The following is a 10,814-nucleotide window of genomic DNA, read 5'->3' on the forward strand; positions in this document are numbered from 1 at the left end:
GGGCGGTCTGGTGGGGCATTTTGTTTTTGTTTGGGCTTGGGCGCCGCCCGGCGGGGGGTGCGGGGCGGCGGGGTTTCGGGGGCCCGCCGCGCCCGCCCATCCGTCCGCCGACCTGCGGAGGCGGCCTCCAGCGCCTACGGTGAGTGCTCATCAGCAGCAGCCGGACGGAGGACCCCAGGTGGCCGAGGAGCAGCGGACCGCGAAGCCGGAACGACTCGCGAGGAAGCCGTACGAGCGGGAACTGCTGCGGCTCCAGCAGGAACTGGTGAAGCTGCAGGAGTGGGTGCGGGTCGAGGGCGCCCGGCTGGTGGTGGTCTTCGAGGGGCGCGACGCCGCCGGCAAGGGCGGCGCGATCAAGCGGGTGACGGAGTACCTGAACCCGCGCATCGCCCGGGTCGCGGCGCTGCCGACCCCGACCGAGCGGCAGAAGACCCAGTGGTACTTCCAGCGGTACGTCGAGCAGCTGCCGGCCGCCGGGGAGATCGTGCTGTTCGACCGCAGCTGGTACAACCGGGCCGGTGTCGAGCGGGTCATGGGCTTCTGCACGGACGAGCAGTACTGGCAGTTCCTGCACCAGTGCCCGACCTTCGAGCGGATGCTGATCGAGTCGGGCATCCTGCTGCGCAAGTACTGGTTCTCGGTGAGCGACACCGAGCAGGAACGGCGCTTCCGGGACCGGCTGGAGGATCCGATGAAGCGCTGGAAGCTCTCCCCGATGGACGTCGAGTCGATCACCCGGTGGGAGGACTACTCGCGGGCCAAGGACGAGATGTTCGTCTACACCGACACCCCGGACTCGCCCTGGCACGTGGTGGAGAGCGACGACAAGCGGCGGGCCCGGATCAACATGATCGCCCACCTGCTCTCCACCGTGCCGTACCGCGAGATCACCGCCCCGCAGATCGACCTGCCGCCCCGCCCGGCCCCGCGCGGCTACCAGCGGCCCCCGCGCGACCTGCAGAAGTACGTCCCGGACCACGCGGCCCGCCTCGATCGGCGGGACAGGGCGTAGGCGCGATGGGGCCGGCTGCTCCGGCGGGTGTGTCGGCGCCCTCGCATAGGCTTCCGGTGTGGACGAACCGGACCTCTTCACCGCCGCCGCCGAGGAACGCCAGAGCAGGGAGCCCGGCCGGGCGCCGCTGGCCGTACGGATGCGCCCGCGCACCCTGGACGAGGTGGCCGGGCAGCGGCAGCTGCTGAAGCCCGGGTCGCCGCTGCGGCGGCTGGTCTCGGGCTCGCGCGGGCCGGCGGCGACCAGCTCGGTGATCCTCTGGGGCCCGCCCGGCACCGGCAAGACCACCCTGGCGCACGTGATCAGCCAGGCCGTGGAGGGCCGCTTCGTCGAGCTGTCCGGGGGGCCCGCCCCCGGGGGGGCAGTGGGCGGGGGGTTGGGAGCGCGCCCCCCGGGCGCGCGCGAGGGTGTAGAAGCCGCTGGGGAAGGCGGAGTCGGGGCCCGGGAGGCTGTCCACCCGGGCGGCGGGGGCGCCCCCCGGGCCCGGGGGGCCGGGGCCCCCCCCCCACGGCGCCCGGCGGGCGGTCGGCATGTCCGGCCGGGAGACGGTGCTGTTCCTGGACGAGATCCACCGCTTCTCCAAGGCCCAGCAGGACTCGCTGCTGCCGGCCGTGGAGAACCGCTGGGTCACCCTGATCGCGGCGACCACCGAGAACCCGTACTTCTCGGTGATCTCCCCGCTGCTGTCCCGCTCGCTGCTGCTCACCCTGGAGTCGCTGACCGACGAGGACGTCCGCGCCCTGCTGCGCCGCGCGGTGGCCGACGAGCGCGGCCTGGGGGGCGCGCTGGAGCTGACGGCGGAGGCCGAGGACCACCTGGTGCGCCTCGCCGGCGGTGACGCCCGGCGGGCGCTGACCACGCTGGAGGCGGCGGCCGGGGCAGCGCTGGAGAAGGCCGAGGCGAGCATCACGCTGGCCACCACGGAGACGGCCGTCAACCAGGCGGCGGTGCGCTACGACAAGGACGGCGACCAGCACTACGACGTGGCGAGCGCGCTGATCAAGTCGATCCGGGGCAGCGACGTGGACGCCACCCTGCACTACCTGGCCCGGATGATCGAGGCGGGGGAGGACCCGCGGTTCATCGCCCGCCGGCTGATGATCTCGGCCAGCGAGGACGTCGGCCTGGCCGACCCGACGGCGCTCCAGACGGCGGTCGCGGCGGCCCAGGCGGTGGCCCTGATCGGCTTCCCGGAGGCGCGGATCATCCTCTCCCAGGCGGCGATCGCGCTGGCCCTGGCGCCCAAGTCCAACGCGGCCTACCTGGCGATCGACGCGGCGCTGGCGGACGTCCGGCAGGGGCTCGCGGGCGCGGTGCCGCCGCACCTGCGGGACGCGCACTACGGCGGCGCGGGCAAGCTCGGCCACGGCCAGGGCTACCAGTACCCGCACGACCTGCCGGAGGGCATCGCGGCCCAGCAGTACGCGCCGGACGCGGTGCACGGCAAGGACTACTACCAGCCGACCCGGCGCGGCGGCGAGGCCCGGTACGCGGACGTCGTGGAGTGGACGCGGGGTCGGCTCAGGGGTGAGTGAGAAGGGGCGCTCGACCACCCGGTACAATCGGTCGAAGTGCCATGCCCCGGGACGGCGGCGGAGGAGACTCCACCGACCGGCCGCACCAGCGGGGCATCGGCCGTAGGCCTCCTCCGGGAGGCCCGCACCAGGAGCGTCGCGCACCGTTTCGGTGTCGCGGACGGCCCGGATTTCCGGGCTGTTCCGTGTGACCAGCACTTTTGTGCCCGGCTCCGGAGAGCGGCTGACCGCATCGCCTCGGCGATGGGTTGTCTCCGGGTCGCGAGATGCGACCTCCGTCAACACCTGGTGAAGCCGTATTCGTAAGCAAGGAAGGTTTGGTTCATGGCGAACCAGAAGCGTCCCAAGGTCAAGATCGCGCGTGCGCTCGGCGTGCCGCTGACCCCGAAGTCCGTCAAGTACTTCGAGGCCCGCCCGTACCCGCCCGGCCAGCACGGCCGTGGTCGCAAGCAGAACTCGGACTACAAGGTCCGTCTGCTCGAGAAGCAGCGTCTGCGCGCCCAGTACGACCTGAGCGAGAAGCAGATGGCGCGCGCGTTCGACCGCGCGAAGAAGGCCGAGGGCAAGACCGGTGAGGCGCTCGTCGCCGAGCTGGAGACCCGTCTGGACTCGCTGGTGCTGCGTTCGGGCATTGCCCGCACCATCTACCAGGCCCGCCAGATGGTCGTCCACGGCCACATCGAGGTCAACGGTGGCAAGGTCAACAAGCCGTCGTACCAGATGAAGCCGGGCTTCGTGGTGACCGTCCGCGAGCGCAGCAAGGAGAAGGTCCCGTTCCAGGTCGCCCGTGAGGGTGGCTACGCGGGTGAGGGCCAGACCCCGAAGTACCTCGAGGTCAACCTGAAGGCCCTGGCCTTCCGCCTGGACCGTGCGCCGCAGCGCAAGGAGGTCCCGGTGATCTGTGACGAGCAGCTGGTGGTCGAGTACTACTCGCGCTGACCCGCGGCGGTTCCGCATCTGCGGTACCTCAGCGAGCCCCCGTCGCCTTTCGAGGCGGCGGGGGCTCGCCCCTTTTCCGGTGGTGTCTGCTGGTGCCGGTCGGACGGGACCTAGGGGCTCTCTTTCGGATCACGCCGGGCGCGCGACGCCGGAGCACGCACCTCGCCGCGTTGTCGTCGGTCGCCGATGGCCCCCAGCCTCCGGCCGGGAGGTGCCCCCACCGCATGGACTCCCTCCTCCGCCTTGCGACGCACGCACTCCGACGCCGCGCGCTGATCCGACGTGATCCGAAAGAGAGCCCCTAGCGGTTCTCGCCGGTCATCGCCGCGGCCAGCCGCAGGTGCGGGCGGGCCTCCTCGGCGCGGCCCTGGCGCTCCAGGGTGCGGCCGAGCATCAGCCGGGCGTAGTCCTCGGCCGGGTCGGTGTCCAGGATCCGGAGCAACTCGGCCTCGGCGCGCCCGAGTTGGGCGGAGTGGTAGTAGCTGCGGGCCAGCAGCAGCCGGACCGAGAGGTTGGCCGGCTCCTCGGCGAGCACGCCCTCCAGCATGCGGGCGGCGTCGGCGTAGGCCTTGGACTCGAAGTGGAACGTCGCGAGGCGGTACTCGTCGGCGGCGGTGGTCACGGCCACGGGGGGCTCCTTCCGGGTGGTTCCTTGCCTCCTCAAGCAATCGGCAAGTTTCAACTATTCCTGGCCGGTGCGGGCGCCGGTGCGGACGGCACCGAGCAGGGCCCGGACCCGGGCTCCGGGCCGCCCGTCGACCCGCTGGCGCCCAGCGCCCGGGAGACCGCCGCGTCCAGGTCGAGCCGGGCCCCGGCCTGGTAGCACCGCTCGTACTCCTGCGCGGTCAGCCCCGCCCGGGCCCGCTCCGCGCACTCCTGGTGCGGGCCGAAGAAGGACCGCGAGCCCAGGAAGGGCAGGCCGACCGTGTGCCAGATCCGGTGCGCGGCGCCCTGCAGCACCCGGGCCTCGCCCAGGTCGCCCGGCGCGCCCGGGCCGCCCGGCTCGGTCTCCAGCAGCGCCAGCAGGTCGATCGCCAGCGCGATGCCCAGCAGGTCGTGGAACAGGTGGTTCAGCCGCAGGCCCTCCCGGGCCAGGGCGCGGGCCGCCCGGACGGCGCCGTCCAGCCAGTGCGCGTACGCCATCGCGTACAGCACGTACGCGTACGCCCACTGCTCGCCGTGCTCCTCGCACAGCTCGCGGGCCTGGCCGAACCAGAGCTCGCCGCTCTCCGGATCCCCCTGGAACAGGTACGCGAGGCCCAGCTCGACCATGGCCAGCACGACGTTGCTGTTGAGCTCGCCGATGGTCCGGTAGTGCCAGAGCGCCTCCTCGAACAGCTCGGCGGCGCGCTCCGGCTCGTCGCCGACCAGGGCCGCGCTGGCCTGCCGGTGGACGGCGTAGGCGAGCGCCCGGTCGTCGCCGGTGTCCAGGGCCTGGCGGCGGCACTCCTCCAGGGCCGGGCGGGCCGCTTCCAGGTCGCCTTGCAGGGTGGCCAGGTGGCCGGTCGCCCAGAGGGCCTTGGCGCGGGCCTCGGTCGGCTCGCGGTCCAGGGCGAGCGCGCGGTCCAGCCAGTGCCGCCCCTCGCCGAGGTGGCCGCAGCCGACCCAGTAGAACCACAGCGTGCCCGCCAGCAGCAGGGCGATCTGCTCCTCGCCGGGCTCGGCGAGGCAGAACTCCAGCGCCGCGCGGAGGTTGGGGTGGGCGAGTCGGGTGCGTTCGGCGGTCTCGGCCTGCCGGGGCCCGAACCACTCGACCTCGCCCCAGGTGGCCACGCCCAGGTACCAGTCGCGGTGGCGGCGCAGCAGCCGCTGCTCCTCTCCGGCGGCCCGCAGCCACTGGCCGCCGTAGTCGCGCAGGGTGTCCAGCAGCCGGAAGCGGACGCCGAAGGCGCTGTCCTCGCGCAGCACCACGGACTTGCCGACCAGTTCGTCGAGCAGGTCGAGCACGTCCTCGGCCTCCAGGCCGTCACCGGCGCAGACGTACTCGGCGGCCTCCAGGTCGAAACTGCCGGCGAAGACCGAGAGGCGGGCCCAGAGCAAACGTTCCTGCACGGTGCAGAGCTCATGGCTCCAACCGATCGTGGTGCGCAGCGCCCGGTGCCGCGGCAGGGCCGTCCGGGAGCCGCCGGTGAGCAGCCGGAACCGGTCGTCCAGCCGGGCGGTGATCTGCTCCACCGACAGCGCGCGCAGCCGCCCGGCCGCCAGCTCCACCGCCAGCGGGAGGCCGTCCAGACGGCGGCAGAGCAGGCCCACCGCCTCGGCGTTGGCCTCGGTCAGCGCGAAGGAGGGCAGCACCGCCCGGGCCCGCTCGGCGAACAGCCGCACCGCGTCCGGCAGCCCGCCCGGACCGCTCGGCCGCGGGTCGACCGGCAGCGGGGCCAGGGTGAGCAGGTGCTCGCCCGAGGCCCGCAGCGCGGCGCGGCTGGTGGTCAGCACCCGGAGGCCGGGCAGCGCCCGCAGCAGCGCGTCCGCCAGGTCGGCGCAGGCCTGCACCAGGTGCTCGCAGCCGTCCAGCACCAGCAGCGTGCGCCGGCCGGACAGCCGCTCGGTGAGCACGTCCAGCGGCGGGCGGGCGGTGTCGTCGGTCAGCCGCAGCGCCTCCAGCGCCGCGCGGCCGAGCCGCAGCGGGTCCTGTACCGGGGCCACCTCGACCAGCCAGGTGCCGTCCGGGAAGGCGCCGGCCGCCCGGGCGGCGGCGCGCAGGGCCAGCCGGCTCTTGCCCCCCCCGCCCGGCCCGGTCACCGTCACCAGCCGGGCGCCGGCCAGCAGGCCCGCCAGCTCGGCCAGCTCCCGCTGCCGCCCGACGAAGCCCGTCACCTCGGCCGGCAGCCGGCCGGGCTGCGGCTCGCGCGGCCACGCCGCGGGTTCCCCGGGCTGTGCTCTCCAGTCGCCGGCCAAGCGTTGCTCCCCGTGTTCCTGGCCCGGACCGTCGGGGCCCGGACGTTCGTCGGGCCGTACGGGCGACGGCCCGCCTGGCAGAACGAGGTGACCGGCCGGTAGGTTACGCGCGCGGTTCGCACATCCGACCGGTTCGGCCGAGGGCCGACGCGGCGGTGGACCCCGGGGCCCGGCGATAACCCGGTCCGGAAACCGGGCGTGGGCGCGATAGGGTTCCGTTTGGAGAACAGCAAGGCGAGGGAGCGCGCAAAGGTGTCCGTGGGAGAGCTGGCCGGGTTGCTCGTCGCCGTGTTCTGGGCGGTCCTGGTCACCCTGCTCGCCGTGGTGCTGGTCCGCCTCTCGCGCGTGCTGAAGGAGGCCACCGTCCTCGTCTCCGCCGTCACCGAGCAGGCCGTCCCGCTGCTGAGCGACGCGGGCGCCGCCGTGCGCAGTGCCAACCAGCAGCTGGAGCGGGTGGACGAGATCACCGCCAACGTGCAGGACGCCGCCGCCAACGCCAACGCGCTCTCCTCCACCGTCGCCGCCACCCTGGGCGGGCCGCTGGTGAAGGTCGCGGCCTTCAGCTACGGCGTCCGCAAGGCCGTCGCCAAGCAGCAGGGCGGCCAGCCGTCCGTGCCGTCGCAGAGCGGCGAGCGCGAGGAGCTGGCCCGGCTGATCCGGGCCGAGGTGCGCGCCGCGACCGCGCCCAGGAACGGCCTGCTCTCCCGGGTCCGGCGCGCGGTGAGGGGCTGACGGCATGGTGCGACGCGTCTTCTGGATGGCGGTCGGCGCCGGTGCGACCGTGTGGGCCATGAACAAGGCCAACGAGGCCGTGCACCGGCTCACCCCGGACAGCCTCTCCGGCACCGCCACGCGCGGTGCGCTGCACCTGGGCGACCTGGCCAAGCAGTTCGCCCAGGACGTGCGGGCCGGCATGGCCGAGCGCGAGGAGCAGCTGAAGGACGACCTCGGACTGCACGGCACCGCCGTCGTCGAACCCCGGAGCACCGGACGGGTCCTGCGCGGCGAGCCGCAGTACCGAGCTATCTCGGCGGCGCCCGGCAGCCCGGCCGCCGCCCTGCCCCCGTCAGGCCCCCGCCCCGTGTCCCATGGGGCCCGCACCACCACCCGAGCCATTGAAGAAACGCCCCGCCGCGCCCTGCCGCAGCGGGGCGGCACCCCGAACCGGAAGGACCAATAATGGAGTCGGCTGAGATCCGCCGCCGCTGGCTGCGCTTCTTCGAGGAGCGCGGCCACACCGTCGTTCCGTCGGCGTCCCTGGTCGCCGACGACCCCACCCTGCTGCTGGTCAACGCCGGCATGGTGCCGTTCAAGCCCTACTTCCTGGGCGAGGTCAAGCCGCAGTTCTCGCGCGCCACCAGCGTCCAGAAGTGCGTGCGCACCCTGGACATCGAGGAGGTCGGGAAGACCACCCGGCACGGCTCCTTCTTCCAGATGTGCGGCAACTTCTCCTTCGGCGACTACTTCAAGGAAGGCGCCATCAAGTTCGCGTGGGAGCTGCTCACCAGCTCCGTCGCGGACGGTGGCTACGGCCTGGAGAAGGAGAAGCTCTGGATCACCGTCTACCAGGACGACGACGAGGCCGAGCTGATCTGGCGTGACGTCATCGGCGTCCCGTCCGAGCGCATCCAGCGCCTCGGCATGAAGGACAACTTCTGGTCGATGGGCGTCCCCGGCCCCTGCGGCCCGTGCTCGGAGATCAACTACGACCGCGGCCCCGCGTACGGCGAGGAGGGCGGCCCGGCCGTCAACGGCGAGCGCTACCTGGAGATCTGGAACCTGGTCTTCATGCAGTACGAGCGCGGCCACGGCGACGGCAAGGACGGCTTCGAGATCCTCGGCGACCTGCCGAGCAAGAACATCGACACCGGCCTCGGCCTGGAGCGCCTCGCCGCCATCCTCCAGGGCGTCGATAACCTCTTCGAGATCGACACCAGCCGGATGATCCTCGACCGCGCCGCCGAGCTCACCGGCCACACCTACGGCGCCGACCACAAGTCGGACGTCTCGCTGCGCGTGGTCACCGACCACATCCGCACCGCGCTGATGCTGATCGGCGACGGCGTCACCCCCGGCAACGAGGGCCGCGGCTACGTGCTGCGCCGCATCCTGCGCCGTGCCATCCGCAACATGCGCCTGCTGGGCGCCACCGGCGTGGTGGCCAAGGACCTCACCGACATCGCGATCAAGGCGATGGCTCCGCAGTACCCGGAGCTGGAGAGCGACCGCAAGCGCATCGAGACGGTCGTCGTCGGCGAGGAGGCGGCCTTCCTGCAGACCCTCAAGGCCGGCACCAGCCTGCTGGACGCCGCGGTCACCGAGACCAAGCAGGCCGGCGGCGCGGTCCTCTCCGGGGACCAGGCCTTCAAGCTGCACGACACCTACGGCTTCCCGATCGACCTCACCCTGGAGATGGCCGAGGAGCAGGGCCTCCAGGTGGACGAGGCCGGCTTCCGCCGCCTGATGCAGGAGCAGCGCAACCGCGCCAAGGCGGACGCCAAGGCCAAGAAGATGGGCCACGCCGACGTCGCCGCGTACCGGGAGGTCGCCGACAAGTCCGGCGCGAGCGTCTTCACCGGCTACAACCTCACCGAGGGCGAGGCCAGCGTCGTCGGCCTGCTGGTGGACGGCGTTCCGGCGCCGGCCGCCTCCGAGGGCGACGAGGTCGAGATCATCCTCGACCGCACCCCGTTCTACGCCGAGGGCGGCGGCCAGCTCGCCGACCACGGCCGGATCCGGCTGGAGTCCGGCGCGGTGGTGGAGATCCGCGACGTGCAGCAGCCCGTCCCGGGTGTCATCGTGCACTCCGGTGGGGTGCTGTTCGGCGAGGTCGTGCTCGGCGCCTCGGCGTACGCCACGATCGACACCGAGCGCCGCCGGGCGATCGCCCGCGCCCACTCGGCCACCCACCTGACCCACCAGGCGCTGCGCGACGCGCTCGGCCCGACGGCCGCCCAGGCCGGCTCCGAGAACGCCCCCGGCCGCTTCCGCTTCGACTTCGGCTCGCCCGCCGCCGTCCCGGGCACCGTGCTGGTCGACGTCGAGCAGAAGATCAACGACGTGCTGGGTCGCGAACTCGACGTCACCGCCGAGGTCATGACGATGGATCAGGCCCGCAAGGCCGGTGCCATCGCGATGTTCGGCGAGAAGTACGGCGACGAGGTCCGGGTCGTCACCATCGGTGACTTCTCCAAGGAGCTGTGCGGTGGCACGCACGTCGGCAACACCGCCCAGCTGGGCCTGGTGAAGCTGCTCGGCGAGTCCTCGATCGGCTCCGGCGTGCGCCGCGTCGAGGCGCTGGTCGGCGTCGACGCGTACAAGTTCCTGGCCCGCGAGCACACCGTGGTGTCCCAGCTGACCGAGCTGGTCAAGGGGCGCCCGGAGGAGCTGCCGGAGAAGATCTCGGGCATGCTCGCCAAGCTCAAGGACGCCGAGAAGGAGATCGAGCGCTTCCGCGCCGAGAAGGTGCTGGCCGCCGCGGCGGGTCTGGCCGACTCGGCCGAGGACGTGCAGGGCATCTCGGTGGTCGCCGCGCAGGTCGCCGACGGCGTGGGCGCGGACGAGCTGCGCAAGCTGGTGCTGGACGTGCGCGGCCGCCTCGGCTCGCGCCCGGCCGTGGTCGCCGCCTTCACCGTGGCGAACGACCGCCCGCTGACCGTGATCGCCACCAACGAGGACGCCCGCGGCCGCGGCATCAAGGCCGGCGAGCTGGTCCGGGTCGCCGCCAAGACCCTCGGCGGCGGCGGTGGCGGCAAGGACGACGTCGCCCAGGGCGGCGGCTCCAACCCGGCCGCGGTCGGCGAGGCCGTCGCCGCGGTGCGCGGCCTGGTCGCGGAGCGCGCCAGCTGATGGTCGAGGAGCCTCAGGTGGAGCGGCCCTTCCGGCGGGGGCGGCGGATCGCCGTCGACGTCGGTGACGCCCGGATCGGGGTCGCGTCCTGCGACCCCCACGGGGTGCTCGCCACGCCCGTGGAGACCGTTCCGGCCGGAGTGAAGTCGCAGGCCAGGATCGCCGCCATCGTCGAGGAGTACGACGCGGTGGAGGTGATCGTCGGGCTGCCCCGCTCGCTGAGCGGCAAGGAGGGCCCGGCGGCGGAGAAGGTCCGCGCCTACGCGACGCGGCTGGCCAACCGGCTGTACCCGGTGCCGGTCCGGCTGGTCGACGAGCGGATGTCGACCGTCACCGCCACCCACGGGCTGCGCGCCTCGGGCGTCAAGGCGAAGAAGGGCCGCTCGGTGGTCGACCAGGCCGCCGCGGTGGTGATCCTGCAGACCGCCCTTGAGTCCGAACGGGTGAGCGGGAACCCGCCTGGTGAGAGCGTCGAGGCGGTCGGCTGACCGGCCTGATCTAACGTCCCGTCGAGGGGGGCGGGGGGGGGCGCGCGGCCGCGGGGGGCGCCGGGCGCGGGGGCCCCCGCCCCCCCCCCCCCC

General features: G+C 73.4%; 8 protein-coding genes and 1 pseudogene. 7 read left to right on the top strand and 2 right to left on the bottom strand.

Features of this window, described 5'->3' with window-relative positions:
• Positions 1 to 178 precede the first annotated feature (178 nt).
• The 3 genes and pseudogenes from ppk2 to rpsD all read left to right on the top strand — a co-directional run bounded on the left by ppk2 (position 179) and on the right by rpsD (position 3,486).
• On the top strand, positions 179 to 1,012 hold the full coding sequence (gene ppk2 / locus ACFV61_RS25165) for a polyphosphate kinase 2 (RefSeq protein ID WP_063346794.1): 834 nt from the start codon (positions 179 to 181) through the stop codon (positions 1,010 to 1,012).
• A 58-nt stretch (positions 1,013 to 1,070) separates the two neighbouring features.
• Positions 1,071 to 2,547, top strand: a pseudogene (locus ACFV61_RS25170) (replication-associated recombination protein A).
• Positions 2,548 to 2,871: 324 nt separating this feature from the next.
• The gene (rpsD, locus tag ACFV61_RS25175) at positions 2,872 to 3,486 is read left to right on the top strand and encodes a 30S ribosomal protein S4 (protein ID WP_063346792.1); all 615 of its coding nucleotides are present in this window, start codon (positions 2,872 to 2,874) and stop codon (positions 3,484 to 3,486) included.
• Between the two features lie 301 nt (positions 3,487 to 3,787).
• On the opposite strand, the gene ACFV61_RS25180 is transcribed toward rpsD, so the two are convergent.
• Both ACFV61_RS25180 and ACFV61_RS25185 read right to left on the bottom strand, forming a co-directional pair.
• Positions 3,788 to 4,108: a tetratricopeptide repeat protein gene (locus ACFV61_RS25180; RefSeq protein WP_380377234.1), complete on the bottom strand. Its 321-nt coding sequence runs from the start codon at positions 4,106 to 4,108 to the stop codon at positions 3,788 to 3,790.
• A gap of 56 nt (positions 4,109 to 4,164) precedes the next feature.
• Positions 4,165 to 6,384: an ATP-binding protein gene (locus tag ACFV61_RS25185; protein WP_380494001.1), complete on the bottom strand. Its 2,220-nt coding sequence runs from the start codon at positions 6,382 to 6,384 to the stop codon at positions 4,165 to 4,167.
• A 252-nt stretch (positions 6,385 to 6,636) separates the two neighbouring features.
• Here ACFV61_RS25185 and ACFV61_RS25190 point away from each other — a divergent pair, with 252 nt between their 5' ends.
• The 4 genes from ACFV61_RS25190 to ruvX are packed head-to-tail and all read left to right on the top strand — an operon-like array spanning position 6,637 to position 10,721.
• Positions 6,637 to 7,116: a DUF948 domain-containing protein gene (locus ACFV61_RS25190; RefSeq protein WP_063346789.1), complete on the top strand. Its 480-nt coding sequence runs from the start codon at positions 6,637 to 6,639 to the stop codon at positions 7,114 to 7,116.
• Between the two features lie 4 nt (positions 7,117 to 7,120).
• Positions 7,121 to 7,564 (top strand): DUF6167 family protein, encoded by a 444-nt coding sequence (locus tag ACFV61_RS25195; RefSeq protein ID WP_380494003.1) that lies wholly within the window; start codon positions 7,121 to 7,123, stop codon positions 7,562 to 7,564.
• Positions 7,564 to 10,233, top strand: coding sequence for an alanine--tRNA ligase (gene alaS, locus ACFV61_RS25200; RefSeq protein WP_380494005.1), 2,670 nt, complete (start codon positions 7,564 to 7,566; stop codon positions 10,231 to 10,233). The genes ACFV61_RS25195 and alaS overlap by 1 nt, the downstream gene beginning before the upstream one ends.
• Positions 10,233 to 10,721, top strand: a complete 489-nt coding sequence (ruvX, locus tag ACFV61_RS25205; RefSeq protein WP_380494007.1) for a Holliday junction resolvase RuvX — start codon at positions 10,233 to 10,235, stop codon at positions 10,719 to 10,721. The genes alaS and ruvX overlap by 1 nt, the downstream gene beginning before the upstream one ends.
• The last annotated feature ends 93 nt before the right edge of the window (positions 10,722 to 10,814 follow it).

The sequence above is a fragment of the Kitasatospora sp. NPDC059817 genome, from assembly GCF_042731835.1.
Taxonomy (GTDB): domain Bacteria; phylum Actinomycetota; class Actinomycetes; order Streptomycetales; family Streptomycetaceae; genus Kitasatospora.